This is a genomic window from Streptococcus sp. KHUD_016, assembly GCF_051106465.1.
Lineage (GTDB): Bacteria > Bacillota > Bacilli > Lactobacillales > Streptococcaceae > Streptococcus.
Genome location: NZ_CP193663.1, coordinates 528,956 through 549,196, shown reverse-complemented (window position 1 = coordinate 549,196; position 20,241 = coordinate 528,956). Strand labels below are relative to the sequence as shown.

Below are 20,241 nucleotides of genomic sequence, written 5' to 3'. Positions count from 1 at the left end.
TGATTTCATAATGCTATCAAAACAAGCTCATCTTATTTTGTAGTATTGCGAGTTTCAGTTAGTTTCTTATCCTTCAATTCAAGTGTAATATCTGATGCTTGTGCCACTTCTTTACTGTGGGTGACGACGATCACACATTTACCTGTTTTCTCGGCAAGTGATTTGAGCAGCTCGATAATATCTCCGGCAGTTTTAGGGTCCAGATTTCCTGTTGGCTCATCAGCTAGAATAACTGGAGCTTCTGATACCAAACTGCGAGCGATGGCCACACGTTGCTGTTGACCACCTGATAACTGGAGAACGTTCCGCTTGATCTGACTTTCATCCAAACCAAGCTCAAGAAGTGTATCCTTGCTTGCCTTTTTGTTGACCAAGCGGATATTTTCCAGCGGAGAAAGATAATCTATCAAGTTATAATTTTGAAAGACCAGGGAAATATGGTGCATGCGATGGTATGAATACCCCTTGTTCCGAATGTCCTCTCCTTGGAAAAGGATAGAACCTTCAACAGGACTATCTAGACCAGCAAGCAGGGACAAGAGAGTGGATTTTCCAGCTCCTGACTCACCAATGATACTATAAAATTTTCCGGGTTCAAAATTATACTTGATCTGATATAAAACTGCTTCAGCAGTGTTCTTATAACGGTAGGTAACATCTTGCAATTGTAATAAAGTCATGATTTCTCCTTCTTAACTAATAGATGATAAAATTTCTTTCGGCGATTTTCTAAATAGAAATACGAAACAAAGGGCTACAGACAAGCAACCAATCAGGAGCAGAAAGACATAGGATTCTGCAAAGGATAGGAGACTGGTTGATAGACCACTTGCTTTGGCCAGCGTGTCCTGTAAGGTTGCCTGATCTCCACTGGCTAGTACAGTTTGGAGTAGATAGGATGTGATGGCATTTCCAGCGATAAAGGATGGAAGCAAAGCTCCAAGTGATACCAAAACTACCTCTAAACAGAACTGGAGGAAGATCGAACTCTTGCCTTTTCCAAGTGCCAGAAGAATCCCCACTTCGTAGACCCTTTCTCTCAACCAGAGAGACAATACCAAAATTAAGGCTCCTGCTCCAGCTATCAACATCCCATAAAGAAAGATGGTCAGGAAGGTTTGGAAGGTTGCCACTGAGTCTTTGATTTGTTCAAAGGCCTTGTTTTCCTTCTCAACTTGGTAGCCTTGACTTTCTAAAGCCAAGTTTTCTACCTGCTTCATGAGTCCTTCCATTTCCTTAGGATTTTCTACATAGAAGCGCGCTGCACTGACTTGAGCTTCACTATTTCCCAGAAGGGTTTGGCTACTTTCATAGTCTGTAAAGACCTGGTTTTCACTGAAGTCGGAAGACAAGCCTGTGAACTTTTCTTGTTTTTTACCAGAAAAGATGCCGACAATTTCAAACTCTACTGTTTGCCCCTTTCCATCTTCGGACTGACCAGCATCCAAGCGAATCTTGTCGTGAAGCGAAAGACCATTCTTCTTGGCCAACTCTTCGTGGATAAGGATTTTCTTGGAATCCCCTTTTTGAAGGTGTCGCCCTTCTTTTATATTGAAAGCCGAACTGGTAAAAGTGACATCCTTGGATGAATCTTCAAGAGCCGTTAAGCTAACCAAGTTCTTGTCTGCAGCTGACAAATCATCACGTTCTACGCTCTGCTCACCACTCACCGCTTCCTTGTCTTTCAGTTTTGCGACCGTCTCAAGTTCAGGAGAGACATTTTCCAGTCCCTTAATCTTGCTCACGGATGCTAGGTCCGACAACTTGAAGGTCTGTCCATTTTCTATCTTTTTGATAGAAAAAGATGTGTTGAGTGATTTGTAAAGATTGCTTTCTACTGTTTTGTTGGACTTCATCAGAGTCAAACAGGCTGAAATTCCTGCTAAAAGGACAAATAAAATCAGAAATAAAATAAAACTTCTCAGTCGTTTTCTGCTGACATAAGCCCAAGCTCTTTGGATTGGATTCATTTGTCACCTCCATGTTTGTAAGACTATTATAAAATCCAAATATGAAATGTTTATGAAATCAAAAATTTTTTTTGATTTATTTTTTGAAAAAACAAAAAAGCTAGCAAACGCTAACTTTTCTTCATATATAAGGATAAATAGTACCAATCAAAAATCTACTTCATTTTAAAAATGATAGTCACATCTTTCTGATTAGTATTTTTCCATTTCCTAAGTTCTTCATTTTCTGACTAGTGTTTGAGGATATTCTTGATAGAATGAAATAGTGAACTCAGTTTAAATGTTCTGATACAATGAACTGTTCTTGATGCCAATATTTTTCTATACACGAAACGTAGCCTCTAGTCTTCTTTGTAAAAACAAAAAGAGCTAGCCGAAGCTAACTCTTACCCTATGCGGAGAGAGGGACTTGAACCCTCACGACCTAAAGCGGTCACAGGATCCTTAGTCCTGCGCGTCTGCCAATTCCGCCATCCCCGCGTCGATTACTTTACTAGTATATCAACTTTCAAAATCTTTGTCAACACTTTTTTCAGATTTTTTTCATTTTTCCAACCGGCTTATAGTTCAATTTCAGCAAGGTTTTCATCCAGTAATTTTGCTCCCAGAGTGTTCTTAAAATGCCCAAGAGCAAACTGATGATTTTCTGGCCAAATAGAGGCAACTGCAGGCTTGACAATCTCGATTTGATAACCTAAATTATAGGCATCAATAGCCGTATGAAGAACACAAATATCTGTCAAAACACCTGTTAAGATAACAGTATCAACCCGACGTTCCCGCAAACGGATATCTAAGTCCGTTCCTGAAAAAGCTGAATAGTGACGTTTGTCCATCCAAAAGACGCGACTATCCGCCTCATGCTCAGCATAAAAGTCAGCTAGGGGTCCATAAAGGTTACGCCCACTAGTTCCGATGATGTTGTGTGGTGGAAAGAGCTTGCTTTCTGGGTGGAATGTATCCTTCTCTTCATGAGCATCAATGGTGAAAAAGACATAGTCTCCACGATCAAAAGCTAATCTGGTTACCTGATCAATGGCTTTTGATATTGCTTGAGCGGGTGCTCCAGCAGTTAGCTTTCCATGGTCTGCTACGAAATCCTCTGTATAGTCAATCGAGATTAAAGCCTTTGCCATTAGTAGTCCCTCTTTTTCACTTCCTCAAAAATATCACCAATTAGAACTTTGAGATAAGTCCCCTTCATTCCTAATGAACGACTCTCAATAATTCCCGCAGACTCCAATTTACGAAGCGCATTGACAATCACTGAGCGTGTAATGCCAATACGATCTGCAATAACTGATGCAGTCAGCTGCCCTTCATTTCCATCCAATTCAGCTAAAATAGCTGATACGGCACGAAGTTCTGAATAGGAAAGGGTGTTGACCGCCATGGTAACAGCCGTACGACGGCGAATATTTTTCTCATCTTCTTCACGTTGGAAGTTCAATAGTTGAATTCCCACAACCGTGCTCGCAATCTCGACAAGAATCAAATCTTCATCTTCAAATTTCTTATCATTGCGCCAAATAATCAAGGAACCCAAACGAATCCCTGATACATGAATCGGAGCGATGGTCGTCAACCCATCTGGAAAGTCCGCACGACTCTCTACAGGGAAAATGGTCAAATCATGTTCAACAGGAAGATTGGCTTCCGTATCATAGATCATGTTTGCCCCTTGTACATAGACGTCAGGGAAGGTTTTGGTTTGGAAGAATTGTTCTACACGGTCATTATTGGTCTTATAACGCATAAAGTAACCCAAGAGACGTCCCTTGTTATTTACAATACAAGCGTTACAGTCAATAATATCAGCTAACTGGCGTGTTATTGCATTGTAAGGAAGTTCATCTTGGAGTTGCTCCTCAGAGCGCTTTAGAATAGACGTGATTTTTCTTGTTTTTTCTAATAAATGTGCCATTTTTTACCTCGCATATAATCGCTTCCATTATAACATAGAAAAGTCTTTATTTCAATAATTATCTGAAAATTGCTTATTTAATTGCAATTTTGAACAGCAAAAATATTTTAGAAAAAAAGCGATTTTTTTATTGACATCCTATTTTATTTTTGATATTATAACATTATAAGAAGATGACATGATAAATCCCTTTCCGTTTCACCTATCCTTTACTATCACCATCTTCTTTTACTATCGGTCTCCTTATATATAAAAGCGATTCACATTGTGAATCGCTTTTTTCTATTTGTCTCCTTTGTTACGAATAACAAAGCCGGTTTTCTTTTCGCTTGAAGTGTTGCGAGGTTTTTTATTGTCTTTATTACGGTAACGTCTGTCTTTATCAAAACGGTCGTTTCCACGACTGCCTTTCTTGAACTCATCACGGCGACCATTGCCACGACGATCACGATCTCGACGGTCGTCTCCACGACGGCCTCCTCGACCTCCCTTACCTTTGCCACCAAAGCCATTACCTGATGGTTTAAATGGCAGTGGTTTTTCACGCGCAATCTCCACTTCAGGAAGGCTGTCTGGATCTTGGACTGTCAGACTCAAGATATACATAGCCAATTCTTCTGGACTAAATTCTGCAGCTAACTTACGAGCATCTTTAGCAAATTTCTCAAAGTTCCCACGAATAGTTTCATCCGCAAAATCTCGTTCGATTTTCTTGAGCGCTACTTGTTTCTTAGCTTGGAAGGCTTCTTCTGCTGTTGCTGGTTTCAAGCCTTTCATGCGTTTCTTAGTCAAGTTTTCGATGATTTGAAGGTAGCCCATTTCATTTGGTGCTACAAAAGTAATAGATTGACCTGACTTACCAGCACGACCTGTACGACCGATACGGTGAACATAGCTTTCAGGATCTTGTGGAATATCGTAGTTGTAGACATGAGTCACACCTGAGATATCCAAACCACGCGCTGCCACATCCGTTGCAACGAGGACATCTAGATTGCCATTTTTGAAATCACGAAGAACACGCAGACGTTTGTTTTGGTCCAAATCACCATGAATCCCTTCTGCACGGAAGCCACGGATTTTGAGTCCACGAGTCAATTCATCTACACGGCGTTTGGTACGACCAAATACGATAGCAAGTTCTGGTTGTTCCACATCCATAAGACGTGTCATGGTATCAAATTTCTCTTGTTCCTTAACACGGATATAGTACTGGTCCACCAGTTCTGTTGTCAATTCCTTGGCAGCAATCTTCACATGCTCAGGTTCTTTCATAAACTGAACACCGATACGTTTGATGGCTTCAGGCATGGTTGCTGAAAAGAGCAAGGTTTGACGACTGTCAGGGACACGCGAGATAATAGCTTCGATGTCTTCAAGGAAGCCCATATTGAGCATTTCATCCGCTTCATCAAGGATGAGGGTTTCGATATCGTGCAATTTCAAAGCCTTGCGTTTGATCAAGTCCAAAAGACGACCTGGTGTTCCTACCACGATATGGGCACCAGATTTAAGGGCCTTGATTTGTTTCTCAATGCTTGAACCACCATAAACTGAGCGAACTTTCACTCCTTTGCTACGGCCAAAGCGGAAGAGTTCTTCTTGGCTTTGGACAGCGAGTTCACGAGTTGGAGCGATAACCAAGGCTTGGATGGTCGCTTCTTCTGTACGGATTTTTTCAAGGGTTGGCAAGCCAAAGGCTGCGGTTTTCCCTGTACCAGTCTGAGCTTGACCGATAACGTCTTTTCCTTCGAGAGCCAAGGGAATGGTCTGTTCTTGGATGGGACTGGCTTCTACAAATCCAGCTTTTTCAATCTCTGCTAGCAATTCAGCAGACAAATTAAATTCATTAAATTTCACGTTATTCTTCTTTCTAAAGGTGGTGCGAAGCCACCCTATAGGGCTTTAGTTTATACTTTTCTTTTCATGACGTATCTTTATCTAAAAATGAGATACCGTGTTGCTTCTTTTCCACGAAAGAAAAGTACTAGTTTCTTTGCAACCTATCTAGTATAACACAAGAGAGAAGCAAAAGATAGTAGAATCCTTTGGGAAAATCATGTAAGCGATTTTCTAGCAGTAAAGTAGCCCAAAACTGGTTTTTCAAAGGATTTGAAGGGAGCATTTCAAGCCCACTCCATTTCCCGTAGCAGAATTGTGCAAAAGTTTTTTTCTTGTGCTAGAATGAAATGCGAATAGGAGGAAGATAAATGTTAACTTATGATTTAATCGTTATCGGATTTGGTAAAGCTGGTAAAACACTAGCTGGTAAATTGGCTTCAGCTGGTAAAAAAGTTGCCCTTATCGAACGTAGTAAGGCTATGTACGGCGGAACTTGTATCAACATCGGTTGTATCCCGACTAAAACCTTACTAGTTGCTGCTGAGAAAGACTTGTCTTTTGAAGAAGTGATTGCTACTAAAAACACGATCACTGGTCGCCTCAACGGTAAAAACTATGCGACTGTTGCTGGTACAGGCGTGGATATCTTTGATGCGGAAGCTCACTTCCTTTCAAACAAAGTCATCGAAATCCAAGCTGGTGACGAAAAACAAGAACTCACTGCTGAAACTATCGTTATCAACACTGGTGCTGTTTCAAACGTCTTGCCAATCCCTGGACTTGCTACAAGTAAGAATGTCTTTGACTCGACTGGTATTCAAAACTTGGACAAATTGCCTGAAAAACTTGGTGTCCTTGGTGGTGGAAATATCGGTCTTGAATTTGCAGGCCTTTACAACAAACTTGGAAGCAAAGTTACAGTCCTAGATGCCTTGGATACTTTCCTACCTCGTGCAGAACCTTCCATCGCAGCTCTTGCTAAGCAATACATGGAAGAAGACGGTATTGAATTACTTCAAAACATCCGTACCACTGAAATCAAAAACGACGGTGACCAAGTCCTTGTCGTAACTGAAAACGAAACTTACCGCTTCGATGCCCTTCTCTACGCAACTGGACGTAAACCGAATGTAGAACCACTTCAACTTGAAAATACAGATATCGAACTTACTGAACGTGGTGCTATCAAAGTAGACAAACATTGTCAAACAAACGTTCCTGGTGTCTTTGCAGTCGGAGACGTCAACGGTGGACCTCAATTTACCTACATCTCACTTGATGACTTCCGTGTTGTCTATAGTTACCTTGCTGGAGATGGTAGCTACACTCTTGAAGACCGTCTCAATGTGCCAAACACCATGTTCATCACACCTGCACTTTCTCAAGTTGGTTTGACGGAAAGCCAAGCAGCTGATTTGAAACTTCCATACGCAGTGAAGGAAATCCCTGTTGCAGCAATGCCTCGTGGTCACGTAAATGGAGACCTTCGCGGAGCCTTCAAAGCTGTTGTGAATACTGAAACAAAAGAAATTCTTGGAGCAAGCATCTTCTCAGAAGGTTCTCAAGAAATCATCAACATCATCACTGTTGCTATGGACAACAAGATTCCTTACACTTACTTCACAAAACAAATCTTCACTCACCCAACCTTGGCTGAAAACTTGAATGACCTGTTTGCGATTTAAGTTGAGACTGATTTGTTAGCTAACAGCCCTCTTTGGGCTGTTTTTGTTTCTGCGAAATCTCAAAACTGTCTTTTCCCTCTTTTATGATATAATAGAAACATGAAATTAAAAACTACTTTGGGCCTCCTTGCTGGGCGTTCTTCTCACTTCATCTTGAGCCGTCTTGGCCGTGGAAGTACGCTCCCAGGAAAACTTGCCCTTCAATTTGATAAAGATATTTTACAAAATTTAGCTAAGAACTACGAGATTGTCGTGGTCACTGGAACCAACGGGAAAACCCTGACAACTGCTCTCACTGTCGGCATTTTAAAAGAGGTCTATGGTCAGGTTCTGACCAATCCTAGCGGTGCCAATATGATTACAGGGATTACAACAACCTTCTTGACCGCCAAATCTTCTAAAACTGGAAAAAACATTGCCGTCCTCGAAATCGACGAAGCCAGTCTTTCTCGTATCTGCGACTATATCCATCCTAGTCTTTTTGTCATTACCAACATTTTCCGTGACCAGATGGACCGCTATGGTGAGATTTACACGACTTATAACATGATTTTGGATGCCATCCGTAAAGTGCCTACGGCTACAGTTCTCCTCAATGGTGACAGTCCGCTTTTCTACAAGCCATCTATTCCAAATCCAGTTCAATATTTTGGTTTTGACTTGGAAAAAGGACCAGCCCAACTGGCTCACTACAATACCGAAGGTATTCTCTGCCCTGACTGTCAAGGCATCCTCAAATATGAGCACAATACCTATGCCAACTTAGGTGCCTATATCTGTGAAAATTGTGGTTGCAAACGTCCTGATCTAGACTATCGCTTAACAGAACTGGTTGAGTTGACCAACAATCGCTCCCGCTTTGTCATTGACGGACAAGAATACGGCATCCAAATCGGTGGACTCTATAATATCTACAATGCCCTTGCTGCAGTTGCTATTGCCCGTTTCCTCGGCGCAGATTCGCAACGGATCAAGCAAGGATTTGACAAGAGCCGCGCTGTCTTTGGTCGTCAGGAAATCTTCCATATCGGTGACAAGGAGTGCACCCTTGTCTTGATTAAAAATCCAGTCGGTGCGACCCAAGCTATCGAGATGATCAAACTAGCCCCTTATCCATTTAGTTTATCTGTTCTCCTCAATGCCAACTATGCTGATGGAATTGATACTAGCTGGATCTGGGATGCTGACTTTGAACAAATCACTGACATGGACATTCCTGAAATCAACGCTGGCGGTGTTCGTCATTCTGAAATCGCGCGTCGTCTACGAGTGACAGGCTATCCAGCTGAGAAAATCACTGAAACAAGCAATCTGGAACAAGTTCTCAAAACCATTGAGAACCAAGACTGCAAGTATGCCTATATCCTGGCTACCTATACTGCTATGCTTGAATTCCGTGAACTGCTGGCTAGCCGTCAGATTGTTAGAAAGGAGATGAACTGATGGTTTATACTTCACTTTCCTCAAAAGCTGGCAATTACCCATATCAGCTCAATATCGCCCACCTCTATGGAAACCTCATGAATACCTACGGGGACAATGGAAACATCCTCATGCTCAAGTATGTAGCTGAAAAACTGGGAGCTCATGTGACGGTTGACATCGTTTCTCTCCATGATGACTTTGATGAAAACCACTATGATATCGCCTTTTTCGGTGGTGGTCAAGACTTTGAACAAAGCATCATCGCAGGCGACCTTCCTGCTAAAAAAGAGAGCATTGACAACTACATCCAAAATGACGGTGTGGTTCTCGCTATCTGCGGTGGTTTCCAACTATTGGGGCAATATTATGTTGAAGCTTCAGGCAAACGTATCGAAGGGCTCGGTGTCATGGGCCACTATACCCTCAACCAGACCAATAATCGCTTTATCGGTGACATCAAGATTCACAATGAAGATTTCGATGAAACCTACTATGGATTTGAAAATCACCAAGGTCGTACCTTCCTCTCTGATGACCAAAAACCGCTGGGTCAGGTTGTCTATGGAAATGGAAACAACGAAGAAAAGGTCGGCGAAGGGGTTCATTATAAGAATGTCTTTGGTTCCTACTTCCACGGACCTATCCTCTCTCGCAATGCCAATCTAGCTTACCGCCTAGTCACTACTGCCCTCCGGAAAAAATACGGTCAGGACATCCAACTCCCTGCCTATGAAGACATTCTCAGTCAAGAAATCGCTGAAGAATACAGCGACGTCAAAAGCAAGGCTGACTTTTCTTAAACTAAGGAAAATTAGATAAAAGAACTCCCCTATCTTGTCGGAGTTCTTTTTGCCTGTTCTTTTACCCTTCTCTCTTGCATTTTCTCTCATTTTTTGCCAAAATAGAGGGGTAGAAAGAAGGTAGCATATGTCTAAATTACAACAAATCGTAACATATCTTGAATCAGAAAAACTAGACGTCGCTGTCGTATCTGACCCCGTCACTATTAATTACCTCACTGGCTTTTACAGTGATCCCCATGAACGCCAAATGTTCCTCTTTGTTCTAGCAGATCAGGAACCTCTCCTCTTTGTCCCAGCTCTCGAAGTGGAGCGTGCAACCAATACTGTTTCCTTCCCAGTTGTGGGCTATGTGGATTCTGAAAATCCATGGCATAAAATCAAAAACGCTTTGCCGCAGCTTGATTTCAAACGTGTCGCTGTTGAGTTTGACAATCTCATCTTGACAAAGTATCATGGTTTGAAAACAGTCTTTGAAACTGCTGAGTTTGAAAACCTCACTCCTCGCATCCAACGCATGCGCCTCATCAAATCAGCTGATGAAGTCCAAAAAATGATGGTTGCAGGTATCTACGCTGATAAGGCTGTTAAGGTTGGTTTTGACAATATTTCTCTTGATAAAACAGAGACAGACATCATTGCCCAAATCGACTTTGCCATGAAAGGTGAAGGCTATGAAATGAGCTTTGATACCATGGTCTTGACTGGCGATAACGCTGCAAATCCACACGGAATTCCTGGTGCAAACAAGGTTGAAAAGGACGCCCTTCTCCTCTTTGACCTCGGTGTCATGGTTAATGGCTACGCCTCAGATATGACTCGTACGGTCGCTGTCGGTAAACCAGATCAATTCAAAAAAGACATTTACAACTTGACCCTTGAAGCCCAACAAGCTGCCCTTGACTTTATCAAGCCAGGTGTGACTGCACATGAAGTTGACCGCGCTGCACGTGAAGTCATTGAAAAAGCTGGTTATGGTGAGTACTTCAATCACCGTCTCGGTCACGGTATCGGTATGGATGTTCACGAGTTCCCATCTATCATGGAAGGAAACGACATGGTCATCGAAGAAGGCATGTGCTTCTCTGTTGAACCAGGTATCTATATCCCTGGTAAAGTCGGTGTTCGTATCGAAGACTGCGGTGTCGTCACTAAGGATGGCTTTGACCTCTTTACAAGCACCAGCAAAGATTTGCTTTATTTTGATAAAATATAGACAAGCAAAAAGTCAGCTATTGAAGCTGACTTTTTTATTTTATCTTCTTGACGCTCTGAAAGACCACAAATCCCACAATCATCCCCAAGGTATTTTGCAGGAAGTTTGGAAGAATTTCTGGTAAGGCTGCTGACCAGCCATTCATTAGGGTTGAGCCCAGAGCGTAGCCACTTACCATGACGATAGTAGCTAAGACTAGGCCCAGCCATTGCCATTTCCCTTTAAAACCTGCAAAATAACCTTGCAAGCCATGATTTATCAAGCTAAAGAACATCCACTGTGGATAGCCTGATAGAAGGTCAATTAGGAATCCTGCTAGTCCTCCAACGACAGCTCCTTCTTTACTGCCAAAGTAAAAGGCAGTAAAGAAAATACCTGCATCCAAGAGAGTCAATATTCCTGTTGGCGTTCCAATTTTCAAGTAATAACCTAGGACTACTGAAAGGGCGGTTAAGAGGGATACAAGGGCGATTTTAGTTGTTTTGGTTTGCTTCATATTGTCTTACTCCATATTGATCTGCTTGTGCAATAGCACGGTAAACGAAAGCTTTCGAGCTCTCTACTGCTGGTAAAAGTTCATCACCTTTAACCAAGTGACTGGCAATGCTTGAGGCAAAGGTACAACCTGCACCAGCATTTTGTCCTTGAATGACTGGGTTTTCTAGAACAGTGAAAGTTTGTCCATCATAAAAGACATCCACTGCCTTGTCCTGACTGAGGCGATTGCCTCCCTTGATAATAACTGCTGGCGCTCCTAAATCATGCAATTTCTGCGCTACAGCTTTCATGTCTTCCAATGTTTTAATTTCCTGACCAGCCAATAATTCTGCTTCAGGAAGATTTGGCGTAATCACACTGACATGAGGGAAAAAGCGAATCAACTCTTGACAGAGTTCACTAACAGCTACATCGTGCGTTTCCTTGCAGACCAAAACGGGGTCCAATACCACAGGCACTCCTGGACGTTGCTTGATAAAGTCCAAGGCCTTCTCAGCCACACTGACAGTAGGAAGAAGGCCAATCTTAATTCCTGCAAACTCGACATCACGTAAGCTATCCAATTCATGTTGAAAAATGGCATCGTCAGTTGGAAAGACTTCAAAGCCCTTTTCGGTCAAGGCCGTCAAACAAGTCACTGCTACAAAGCCATGCAGACCATTTAAGGTATAGGTAGCCAAATCAGCTGATAAACCACCACCACTAAAAATATCATTCCCAGAAAGGGCTAAAATACGATTATTCTTCATAACGAATCTCCTTTAAATACAAGCCATTCGGTGCAGCCGTTGGACCTGCAAGTTTTCTGTCCTTCTTCTCCAAAATCAAGTCAATCTGCTCAACTGGCATTCGATTATTTCCTATTTTGAGCAGCGTCCCCACCATATTACGAATCTGTTTATATAAGAATCCATTTCCTGAAAAGGTAAAAGTCAAAAACTGCCCTGTCTCATCAACACTAAGACTGGCTTCTGTAATGGTCCGAACCTTGTCCTCTACACTGGTTCCAGATGCTGTAAAACCGGTAAAATCGTGGGTTCCTTCTAATTTCTTGACAGCCTCCTGCATCCGCTCCACATCGAGGGGATAGGGAAAGTGAGTAGCATAGTGACGGCGCATGGGATTTTTAGGACGCCCCCTATCTACTATAAACTCATAGGTCTTGCTATGTTTTGCATAACGGCAATGAAAATCATCCGCCACAATCTCAATCGAAATCACATCGATATCTTCTGGTGACTGAGTATCCAGAGCAAAACGGAGTTTTTCCTCATCCATCTGATAGGGCAGATCAAAATGAATGACCTGTTCCAGAGCATGGACCCCACTATCCGTCCTACCAGCACCATGAACAGCGATGGCTTGCCCCTTATTGAGTCTCGTTAAGGTTTTTTCGATTTCCTCTTGAACGCTCCGCGCATGAGGCTGGCGCTGAAAACCGGCAAAAGCAAAACCATCATAAGAAATAGTTGCTTTATATCTTGTCATAACTTCTATTTTATCAGGAAATAAAAGTGTAAACAAGTTTAAAAACCAATAATTGTCTGGGTACAAAATTCCCAGAAAGAAAAACTTAGGAAATTAATCCTAAGCTCTCTTTTGAAGTGCGTACATAACAAAGATAGAAGTGACAATCAACCAACATCCTAAAATGGTGAAGACCAACATACCATTTTGAGTCACCAAGCCAATCGCCCCAAGAATGAAAGGTGTCGTAAAGGCTCCAAAGCTGCATCCTAGCACTGCAAAAGATGTTGCCTGATTAAGGAGCTTGGCTGGGATTCTTTCAGAAAGAAGCTGAAAGACAGTGGTCAAGGCCACACTGTAGGAAAAACCTGCCACAACACTTCCAACTACCATCACACCCAATGACGGAGACAAGGCAATCACAATCTGCCCCAATCCAAAGGTGATACCTGACCAAAGGAGCAATCTTTCTTTAAATAGAGAGATAAAGAAAGAAAAACTCACACCTGCCAAGATACCAATCAACTGCATAATACTTAAGACCAAGCTCGATAACTGGGCATCCCCTAGACCTCTTTCCACCATCAGACTAGGAATACGAATGGTGATAGCTGTGTTGGTGCAGACAACAACTGCTGCTTCGACAGCCAATAGAAAAATTAATCCTTTCATCTTTCCTGTCAAACGAGTCGTTTCGGTCTCTTTTTTCTTTGTTTCTTTCTTTTCTTTCCCATAAGGGACAAAGAGCAGATAAAGGATCAATACTAAAAATCCCGCACTGTAGGCCAAGAAGGTCACTGTCCATCCCAAGGATAAGAGTTGACCGACCACTAGAGTCAAAATCGACGCCCCGACAACTTCTGCTGATCCGCGAAGCCCCAACATCTGGATCCGTGTCTTTCCATGATAGCGTTCACTGATGATGGAAATGGCCTTGGCATTGATCATCCCAACACCCAAGCCAAATAAAATCCGCATCGCAAAGACAAAGTTGTACTCCTGATACCAGAAAGGGGCTGTCCCCCCGATAGAAAGGATGAGAAGACCTAGACTAATCTGAAGTCGCTCAGGAAATAACCGCTCCAAAAACCCATTTAAAACCAGCATAATCATGATTCCAAAAGAAGGAAGACTGACCAGGAGCTCGATTTGTTCTTTGGGGTAGCCTTGATAGTAGTCAAACATGGCTGGCAGAGCGCTTGAAATAGAAAAGGAGGTAATCAAAACGAGGGAGAGGGCCAAAATACTAGCCCGTTCTAAATATTGTTTCATGAATTTTCTTTCTGTATATTTCTCACTGTTGATCCTTTTAAAAGGAAGATGGCAAGAAAAGAAGGAGCCCGATTGAACTAGAGACTCCGTCCTAACTTTCCTAATAGGAAGACTATTTTCGCTTGATTTGCTTGATCAGATAGAAGATGAAGCCTGCAACCATATAGGCCGCAAAAATGATCAAACACCATTTGATAACCACGTCCCAACCCTTGTTCACATTTAAAAAGAAATAAGGGAAGGGATTGTCCTTGGAATTCGGAATATTGAGTTTTAAGACCAAGCCATTAAACAAGGCAAAAATCATATAAACCAAGGGCAAGATGGTCCACAAGACTGGATCCCAGATCTTGTATTGACCCCGTTTATCAAAGAAGAGGGTGTCGGCTAAAAACCAGAGTGGAACGATATAGTGGCAAAGGAAATTTTCCACACGGTAAAAGTCTGTCGCGATCGGAGCAAGCATAAAATGGTAAATCACACAGGTAATCATGATACTCATGGTAACGCCACCCTTGAGACGAAGCAAGGTCGGACTTTGCCAATTTTCACCTGAACGGCTCATCACACGGAGCAGATAGCCCGTGAAAATCGTTACCAAAAGATTGGACAACACTGTGTAGTAAAGGAGCATACCAAAGCCACCGTGCTTGGTAATTTCTAAATAAACCCCTGTAAATGCCGCTAAAAACAAGAGCACACGACTATAAAAGATAAATTTATAATTCAGTTTCATGGCTAGATTTTCTTAACAAATTCTGACTTGAGTTTCATAGCTCCAAAACCATCAATCTTACAGTCGATGTTGTGGTCACCTTCTACGATACGGATATTTTTAACACGAGTTCCTTGTTTCAAATCCTTAGGTGCACCTTTTACTTTCAAGTCCTTGATGAGGGTTACAGTATCGCCGTCAGCCAATTTATTTCCATTGGCATCGATAGCAACAACACCTTCTTCTACTTCTGCAACTTCAGCAGGATTCCATTCATAGGCACACTCTGGGCAAACCAAGAGACTTCCGTCTTCGTAGACATATTCTGAATGACATTTTGGGCAATTTGGTAAGTTGTTCATGGGTTCTCCTTATAACATTTCACTATTCTTTGAAAATCAAAATTTCTCGAACAGCAACTATTATACCGTAAAATCCTAGATTTGACAATGTTTCCTAAGGGCTAGCAAACAAAAAAGTCATGCACCTTTTTACAGTTACATGACTTTTAAAAGATGATTGATCATGGGCACTTATCAAGCACCTCATGATAAAAGGGGTAGCAACTATATCTTACAAACCAGGAGCTTGTCCAAGTTCTGCTGTAAGCATCCAAACTGTTTTCTCAAGTTCAGCCTTAGCCCCAACAAAGATATCGTTTGTAACATCATCACCTTCTTCGTCAGTTACATCCAAAGCTTTTTGGAAAAGAGCGATGAGGTAGCGATAAATTGCTAGAACACGTTCCAAGCTTTCTTCAACGTTACGGAATTCTCCTTCTTCTTCTTCGATTTCACTGTGTTGAAGGAATTCTGTCAAAGTTGAGTAAGGTTTGCCACCAAGAGTGATCAAACGTTCACTGATTTCGTCAAGATAGCCATCAAGGCTGTCCATGTATTCATCCATTTTTGGATGCCATACGAGGAAACCACGACCACGCATATACCAGTGAACTTGGTGAAGGGCAATGTGAGCCACATACAAGTCTGCTACTGCTTGGTTCAATACTTCCTTTGTTTTTGCCAATGCTACTGGCGCTGTTTTAGATAATGTTGTTACGTCTTTTACTGCTTCTTTTTTCAATTCAACCATATTGATCACCTCATAATATTATTTTTGCAACCATATTTATTGATTACTATCTCAGTATACTACTCCTAGTAGACAAAAGCAAGAAAATTAACCCATATTAAAAAAGTTGTAATTGACTGATAATTTAAGAAAAATATACAGTCTTTAAAAAAAAGACAGTCTTAGCAGACTGTCTGGAATAACTGAGATTATTTTACAAAATCAAGCAATGCCAAGAAGCTTTCAGCTTCAAGTGACGCACCACCAACAAGGGCACCGTCAACGTCTGGGCAAGCCATGTATGAAGCAACGTTTTCAGGTTTAACAGAACCACCGTATTGAACACGAACTTTGTCCGCAACTTCTTGACCGAAGTCTGCAGCTACAACGTCACGAACAACTTTACACATTTTTTGTGCATCGTCTTGTGAAGCTGATTTACCAGTACCGATAGCCCAGATTGGCTCATAAGCGATAACGGATGCAGCAACTTGTTCTGCAGTCAATCCAGCCAATGCAGCAGATACTTGAGCACCTACGAATTCAGCAGCTTTACCAGCTTCGTAAGTTTCAAGTGACTCACCACAACAGATGATTGGAAGCATACCGTTTGCAAAGATTGCTTTTGCTTTTTTGTTGATATCTTCGTCAGTTTCATGGAAGTAGTCACGACGTTCTGAGTGACCGATAACAACGTAGTCAGTACCGATTTCTTTCAAAACTTGTGGGCTAGTTTCACCAGTGAAAGCACCTGCATTTTCAAAGTAGCAGTTTTGAGCAGCAACTTTAAGGTTTGAACCTTTAGCAGCAGCAAGAACAGCTGTCAAATCAAGAGCTGGAGCTGCGATACCTGCTTCAACAAGGTCTGATGAAGGAAGTTTTGATGCAACGGCTTCAACGAATGCTTTTGCTTCTTCTGGATTTTTGTTCATTTTCCAGTTACCAGCGATAAATGGTTTACGTGACATTTCACATACCTCTTTTTTCATTTTATTCACTATTATTCTATCATATTTATAAGGAGCTTGCAAACCTTACTCTAATTTTCAAGATTTTTCAAGCGACTAATCTTGCCACAAATTCATGGCATCGAGGAAATCAGCCGAAGCCTGAACTTGTTTGGGATTGTTGACTTCTCGCTCTGCTCGTTTGGCCTCTACCTGAGTCACAGACTGAATACCTTCATGGCGCCAGTTTCGTAGGATTGCCTGAATATATTTCCAGTTTGGCTTGCCATTGAGAACGGCCTCTCGGAGAGCTTCCTTGATCAAATCCGCCTTAACTCCGTCTTCTTTGACAGTCTTAGAAAGGTCTTCGATTTCAAATGGTGTTAATAAGCGTCCCAATTCCTGCTGAAAAGTTTCAACCAGATCCTTCAACTGATTCTGCGGGTTTGGGACTGTTGTAGCTGGAGTTTGGCTATCTAGTAAGCTATCCAAGCGTTCAAAAGCCAAACTAGCATCAAAAATCAGCTCAATTTCCCCGTTTAGTTCAATGGTTCGATATTGTAGCAAGCCATTTTCAGTCAAATTCGAAATAGATTGGTTGACATCTGCCACCTCTTTCCCAATGATTTCAGCAATCTGACTAGGCGAAACATCTCCTAGGGCTGTGGTATTTTGTAAATAGAAAAATTGCCAGACCAGAAAATCTTCGCTGGAAGGAAAGAGTTCCTTAAAATGCAAGAGAAGGGCACTTGGCAAAACCAAGTTCCCTGATTTAAAAGCGTCAAAATATGTCATAATTCCTCTTATAGATATCCAAATGCAGCCGCATCATCCTCTACCTTTCTCCAGTCAAAAGGGGTTTCTTGATAAACTGCATAGTTTACCCAATTACTGAAAAAGAGGGCAGCTGATGAAGACCAACAGAGACAAGGCGTCTCATTTACATCATCATTTTTAAAGTAGTTCTCTGGGATATGAGGGTTGAGTCCCGCCTCATAATCACGAAAATACTCTCTTGCCAAAGTGTCACGATCGTACTCCAAATGACCAAAACTATAAATCTCACGCAAATCTCGACTAGCTAGGATAGAAACCCCAACCTCAGGACCTTCTGACAGAATCTCCAGATTGGTCTTGTTTAAGATTTCTTCTTTTAAAATCTCAGTATGACGAGAATGAGGAGCTACATAGCGATCATCAAAACCTCTAAAAAGAAGGTGCCCTTCTTTCAAGGTGTCCTGTGGGTAAATACCTGATAGTTTCCGATCCATCTGGTGCTTTTCAACGCCATAGCGAACATAAAGACCTGCTTGTGCTCCCCAACAGATATGGAGGGTTGAAAAAACATGCGTCTTGGACCATTCGATGACCTGCTTGAATTCTTCCCAGTAATCTACCTCCTCAAAAGGCAAATGCTCCACTGGTGCTCCTGTGATAATCATTCCATCAAAAAAGTCATCCTTGACCTCTGGAAAGGTCTTATAGAATGTTTCCATATGTTCGGCACGAGTTGTCTTGGAACGATGTGTTTCCATATATAAGAAATCAATATCTAATTGCAAAGGGGTATTAGCCAAATGTCGCAAGAGTTGCGTTTCTGTTACCATTTTTTGAGGCATGAGATTTAAAATCAAAATCTTCAAGGGGCGAATATCCTGATGAGCAGCCCGTTGGTCGTCCATAACAAAGATATTTTCTGTCCTTAAAATCTCCACAGCTGGTAATTTTTTATCAATTCGAATCGGCATAATACCCTCCTAACAGTTCTCTATTTCGGGAATGATCTTGTCTGTTTGAAAGCAAAAACCTCCAAATACTTCTTCCCTTTATTATACTGTATGAAGATATAGTTTTCAATTATAGTTTTTCTCTAACTAGCTATAGTTAATTTATATAGCAGATGAAGAGAAAACAGCCCCAAGGACTGTTTTTCATTAATAATGCATAAGTACCTTGTAATCGTAATCTCCGATTTTTTCACGGCCTTTAAGCTCATCCAACTCAATCAAGAAAGCACAACCGGCTACAATTCCACCAAGTCTTTCAATCATCTCAATCGTTGCTTTGACAGTTCCACCTGTTGCCAAAAGATCATCTACGATGAGAACACGTTGACCTGGCTTAATCGCATCAGCATGCATGGTCAAGGTATCAATACCGTACTCTTTCTCATAGTCAGCAGAAATGACTTCACGTGGCAATTTCCCTGGTTTACGAACAGGAGCAAAGCCAATTCCCAACTCAAAAGCAACAGGACAGCCCACGATAAAGCCGCGAGCCTCTGGGCCCACGATCATGTCGATCTTCTTATCGGTTGCATACTGAACAATTTCACGAACAGCGTAGCTATAAGCATTTCCATCTGCCATCAAAGGGCTGATATCACGGAAGGTAATACCTTCCTTAGGATAATTCTCAATCGTTGCGATATAATCTTTTAAATTCATCTTTTTCTTTCTTTCAAAGTTTTTTACTCTCTATTATACCATATTTTTTAAGAAAGAAAAAAGGAAAAGTTAACTTCAATAATTATCTAACGATTTGACGATTTATAACTAGCCATAGCAATAAAGCCCAATTTCTGTTTATTCTTAGCAAACATTTTATACATAGTTAAAAACTGCTTTCTATTCTCCTTTTTACAAGCATTTACGCAAATTTTCAAAGTTCCTAGCCAACCTTCGTCATAAATCATACCTGATAATTTCATTAATGTCATTTCACCAGTCAATATTTTCACATCACGATAACCTGATTCTATCATCACCTGTTCCCAACCATCTTGAGTTAAAGGACCTACATTTACATGAATTGCTTGTGACAATTCCTGTCTGACAGACTCTTTAGCTTCCTTAAGAAGCACATCATGTGTCAAAAGAAGACCTTCAGGTTTTAAAATCCTCAGATACTCCATTACACATTTTTTCTTAGCTTGATCGGCTTGCATAGTCAGCATAGCTTCATTTATAACAATATCAAAACTAGCATCTCCATAAGGAAGTTTCATTGCATTTGCTCTTTCAAATCTGATCAAATGACCAACACCTGCCGTTTCAGCAGATTTTTTAGCCACTTCTAAGGCTTGTCCATCCATATCAACAGCAGTTATCTTACAACCAAAACGCTGTGCTAACTCAATTGCTGTAGTTCCCCTATTGCACGCAACCTCTAGTATTCTCTTTTCTTTTGAAAATCCTCCTTCCGTAATTAACCAATCTGTAGCACGTTTTCCACCTGGACGTAAGCGTTTTTTCCCCAGTTTTGCTAAAAACTTATGACCTGCTTCTGACATTTGAACACCTCTATTTTTTCTTCATTATAACATAAAATTATATTGTCTGACAATTCTAATCTATTATTTGATAAACTAGAATCAAAAGCATACAAGCTACCATGACTATAGCATAAA

The 20,241-nt window shown here is 41.3% G+C and carries 21 protein-coding genes and 1 tRNA gene; 4 read left to right on the top strand and 18 right to left on the bottom strand.

Features of this window, described 5'->3' with window-relative positions; all coding sequences use genetic code 11:
* Positions 1–32 precede the first annotated feature (32 nt).
* From vex2 to ACORHV_RS02485, 6 genes are all read right to left on the bottom strand, one after another.
* Positions 33–680: an ABC transporter ATP-binding subunit Vex2 gene (gene vex2 / locus ACORHV_RS02510; protein ID WP_000173735.1), complete on the bottom strand. Its 648-nt coding sequence runs from the start codon at positions 678–680 to the stop codon at positions 33–35.
* A gap of 12 nt (positions 681–692) precedes the next feature.
* Positions 693–1,970 (bottom strand): ABC transporter permease, encoded by a 1,278-nt coding sequence (locus ACORHV_RS02505; RefSeq protein ID WP_434398665.1) that lies wholly within the window; start codon positions 1,968–1,970, stop codon positions 693–695.
* A gap of 394 nt (positions 1,971–2,364) precedes the next feature.
* A tRNA-Leu gene (locus ACORHV_RS02500) sits at positions 2,365–2,450 on the bottom strand.
* A gap of 80 nt (positions 2,451–2,530) precedes the next feature.
* The gene (locus tag ACORHV_RS02495; protein WP_049489822.1) at positions 2,531–3,106 is read right to left on the bottom strand and encodes a cysteine hydrolase family protein; all 576 of its coding nucleotides are present in this window, start codon (positions 3,104–3,106) and stop codon (positions 2,531–2,533) included.
* On the bottom strand, positions 3,106–3,894 hold the full coding sequence (gene codY / locus ACORHV_RS02490) for a GTP-sensing pleiotropic transcriptional regulator CodY (RefSeq protein WP_000940724.1): 789 nt from the start codon (positions 3,892–3,894) through the stop codon (positions 3,106–3,108). The genes ACORHV_RS02495 and codY overlap by 1 nt, the downstream gene beginning before the upstream one ends.
* 282 nt (positions 3,895–4,176) lie before the next feature.
* Positions 4,177–5,754, bottom strand: a complete 1,578-nt coding sequence (locus tag ACORHV_RS02485) for a DEAD/DEAH box helicase (protein ID WP_434398662.1) — start codon at positions 5,752–5,754, stop codon at positions 4,177–4,179.
* A gap of 350 nt (positions 5,755–6,104) precedes the next feature.
* On the opposite strand from ACORHV_RS02485, the gene ACORHV_RS02480 reads away from it, so the two are divergent.
* From ACORHV_RS02480 to ACORHV_RS02465, 4 genes are all read left to right on the top strand, one after another.
* The gene (locus ACORHV_RS02480) at positions 6,105–7,421 is read left to right on the top strand and encodes an FAD-containing oxidoreductase (protein ID WP_434398660.1); all 1,317 of its coding nucleotides are present in this window, start codon (positions 6,105–6,107) and stop codon (positions 7,419–7,421) included.
* A 99-nt stretch (positions 7,422–7,520) separates the two neighbouring features.
* Positions 7,521–8,864 (top strand): lipid II isoglutaminyl synthase subunit MurT, encoded by a 1,344-nt coding sequence (murT, locus tag ACORHV_RS02475; RefSeq protein ID WP_434398658.1) that lies wholly within the window; start codon positions 7,521–7,523, stop codon positions 8,862–8,864.
* Entirely contained in the window at positions 8,864–9,646 is a 783-nt protein-coding gene (gene gatD, locus ACORHV_RS02470) for a lipid II isoglutaminyl synthase subunit GatD (protein WP_000263172.1), read from the top strand. Before murT ends, gatD begins: the two co-directional genes overlap by 1 nt.
* A gap of 127 nt (positions 9,647–9,773) precedes the next feature.
* Positions 9,774–10,862 (top strand): M24 family metallopeptidase, encoded by a 1,089-nt coding sequence (locus tag ACORHV_RS02465; protein WP_434398656.1) that lies wholly within the window; start codon positions 9,774–9,776, stop codon positions 10,860–10,862.
* 34 nt (positions 10,863–10,896) lie between these two features.
* Here ACORHV_RS02465 and ACORHV_RS02460 read toward each other — a convergent pair whose 3' ends face one another.
* The 12 genes from ACORHV_RS02460 to ACORHV_RS02405 form a co-directional block, all read right to left on the bottom strand.
* Complete coding sequence (locus ACORHV_RS02460) at positions 10,897–11,358, bottom strand: ECF transporter S component (RefSeq protein ID WP_049518925.1); 462 nt, start codon at positions 11,356–11,358, stop codon at positions 10,897–10,899.
* On the bottom strand, positions 11,336–12,109 hold the full coding sequence (locus tag ACORHV_RS02455) for a bifunctional hydroxymethylpyrimidine kinase/phosphomethylpyrimidine kinase (protein ID WP_000794752.1): 774 nt from the start codon (positions 12,107–12,109) through the stop codon (positions 11,336–11,338). Before ACORHV_RS02455 ends, ACORHV_RS02460 begins: the two co-directional genes overlap by 23 nt.
* Positions 12,099–12,848, bottom strand: coding sequence for a tRNA pseudouridine(38-40) synthase TruA (gene truA / locus ACORHV_RS02450; protein WP_247925577.1), 750 nt, complete (start codon positions 12,846–12,848; stop codon positions 12,099–12,101). Before truA ends, ACORHV_RS02455 begins: the two co-directional genes overlap by 11 nt.
* 99 nt (positions 12,849–12,947) lie before the next feature.
* Positions 12,948–14,099, bottom strand: a complete 1,152-nt coding sequence (locus tag ACORHV_RS02445) for an MFS transporter (RefSeq protein ID WP_000816259.1) — start codon at positions 14,097–14,099, stop codon at positions 12,948–12,950.
* 112 nt (positions 14,100–14,211) lie between these two features.
* A complete protein-coding gene (locus ACORHV_RS02440) occupies positions 14,212–14,835 on the bottom strand; it encodes a Pr6Pr family membrane protein (RefSeq protein WP_000775204.1) in 624 nt (207 codons plus the stop codon).
* 2 nt (positions 14,836–14,837) lie between these two features.
* Positions 14,838–15,176, bottom strand: a complete 339-nt coding sequence (locus tag ACORHV_RS02435) for a zinc ribbon domain-containing protein YjdM (RefSeq protein ID WP_001061580.1) — start codon at positions 15,174–15,176, stop codon at positions 14,838–14,840.
* A 211-nt stretch (positions 15,177–15,387) separates the two neighbouring features.
* The gene (locus tag ACORHV_RS02430; RefSeq protein WP_215804449.1) at positions 15,388–15,906 is read right to left on the bottom strand and encodes a Dps family protein; all 519 of its coding nucleotides are present in this window, start codon (positions 15,904–15,906) and stop codon (positions 15,388–15,390) included.
* A 188-nt stretch (positions 15,907–16,094) separates the two neighbouring features.
* Complete coding sequence (gene tpiA, locus ACORHV_RS02425; RefSeq protein WP_000087891.1) at positions 16,095–16,853, bottom strand: triose-phosphate isomerase; 759 nt, start codon at positions 16,851–16,853, stop codon at positions 16,095–16,097.
* Between the two features lie 96 nt (positions 16,854–16,949).
* Positions 16,950–17,627 carry a DnaD domain-containing protein gene (locus tag ACORHV_RS02420; protein WP_000220748.1) on the bottom strand — a complete coding sequence of 226 codons (678 nt, stop codon included), beginning with the start codon at positions 17,625–17,627 and terminating at the stop codon, positions 16,950–16,952.
* An 8-nt stretch (positions 17,628–17,635) separates the two neighbouring features.
* Complete coding sequence (gene metA, locus ACORHV_RS02415) at positions 17,636–18,580, bottom strand: homoserine O-acetyltransferase MetA (RefSeq protein ID WP_001122730.1); 945 nt, start codon at positions 18,578–18,580, stop codon at positions 17,636–17,638.
* Between the two features lie 186 nt (positions 18,581–18,766).
* The gene (locus ACORHV_RS02410) at positions 18,767–19,279 is read right to left on the bottom strand and encodes an adenine phosphoribosyltransferase (RefSeq protein WP_001049315.1); all 513 of its coding nucleotides are present in this window, start codon (positions 19,277–19,279) and stop codon (positions 18,767–18,769) included.
* 86 nt (positions 19,280–19,365) lie between these two features.
* Positions 19,366–20,124: a class I SAM-dependent methyltransferase gene (locus ACORHV_RS02405; protein ID WP_001287243.1), complete on the bottom strand. Its 759-nt coding sequence runs from the start codon at positions 20,122–20,124 to the stop codon at positions 19,366–19,368.
* Positions 20,125–20,241 lie beyond the last annotated feature (117 nt).

Coding starts and splice junctions, on each gene's coding strand:
- vex2 (WP_000173735.1), bottom strand. CDS start 680: ATGACTTTATTACAATTGCAAGATGTTACCTACCGTTATAAGAACACT.
- ACORHV_RS02505 (WP_434398665.1), bottom strand. CDS start 1,970: ATGAATCCAATCCAAAGAGCTTGGGCTTATGTCAGCAGAAAACGACTG.
- ACORHV_RS02495 (WP_049489822.1), bottom strand. CDS start 3,106: ATGGCAAAGGCTTTAATCTCGATTGACTATACAGAGGATTTCGTAGCA.
- codY (WP_000940724.1), bottom strand. CDS start 3,894: ATGGCACATTTATTAGAAAAAACAAGAAAAATCACGTCTATTCTAAAG.
- ACORHV_RS02480 (WP_434398660.1), top strand. CDS start 6,105: ATGTTAACTTATGATTTAATCGTTATCGGATTTGGTAAAGCTGGTAAA.
- murT (WP_434398658.1), top strand. CDS start 7,521: ATGAAATTAAAAACTACTTTGGGCCTCCTTGCTGGGCGTTCTTCTCAC.
- gatD (WP_000263172.1), top strand. CDS start 8,864: ATGGTTTATACTTCACTTTCCTCAAAAGCTGGCAATTACCCATATCAG.
- ACORHV_RS02465 (WP_434398656.1), top strand. CDS start 9,774: ATGTCTAAATTACAACAAATCGTAACATATCTTGAATCAGAAAAACTA.
- ACORHV_RS02460 (WP_049518925.1), bottom strand. CDS start 11,358: ATGAAGCAAACCAAAACAACTAAAATCGCCCTTGTATCCCTCTTAACC.
- ACORHV_RS02455 (WP_000794752.1), bottom strand. CDS start 12,109: ATGAAGAATAATCGTATTTTAGCCCTTTCTGGGAATGATATTTTTAGT.
- truA (WP_247925577.1), bottom strand. CDS start 12,848: ATGACAAGATATAAAGCAACTATTTCTTATGATGGTTTTGCTTTTGCC.
- ACORHV_RS02445 (WP_000816259.1), bottom strand. CDS start 14,099: ATGAAACAATATTTAGAACGGGCTAGTATTTTGGCCCTCTCCCTCGTT.
- ACORHV_RS02440 (WP_000775204.1), bottom strand. CDS start 14,835: ATGAAACTGAATTATAAATTTATCTTTTATAGTCGTGTGCTCTTGTTT.
- ACORHV_RS02435 (WP_001061580.1), bottom strand. CDS start 15,176: ATGAACAACTTACCAAATTGCCCAAAATGTCATTCAGAATATGTCTAC.
- ACORHV_RS02430 (WP_215804449.1), bottom strand. CDS start 15,906: ATGGTTGAATTGAAAAAAGAAGCAGTAAAAGACGTAACAACATTATCT.
- tpiA (WP_000087891.1), bottom strand. CDS start 16,853: ATGTCACGTAAACCATTTATCGCTGGTAACTGGAAAATGAACAAAAAT.
- ACORHV_RS02420 (WP_000220748.1), bottom strand. CDS start 17,627: ATGACATATTTTGACGCTTTTAAATCAGGGAACTTGGTTTTGCCAAGT.
- metA (WP_001122730.1), bottom strand. CDS start 18,580: ATGCCGATTCGAATTGATAAAAAATTACCAGCTGTGGAGATTTTAAGG.
- ACORHV_RS02410 (WP_001049315.1), bottom strand. CDS start 19,279: ATGAATTTAAAAGATTATATCGCAACGATTGAGAATTATCCTAAGGAA.
- ACORHV_RS02405 (WP_001287243.1), bottom strand. CDS start 20,124: ATGTCAGAAGCAGGTCATAAGTTTTTAGCAAAACTGGGGAAAAAACGC.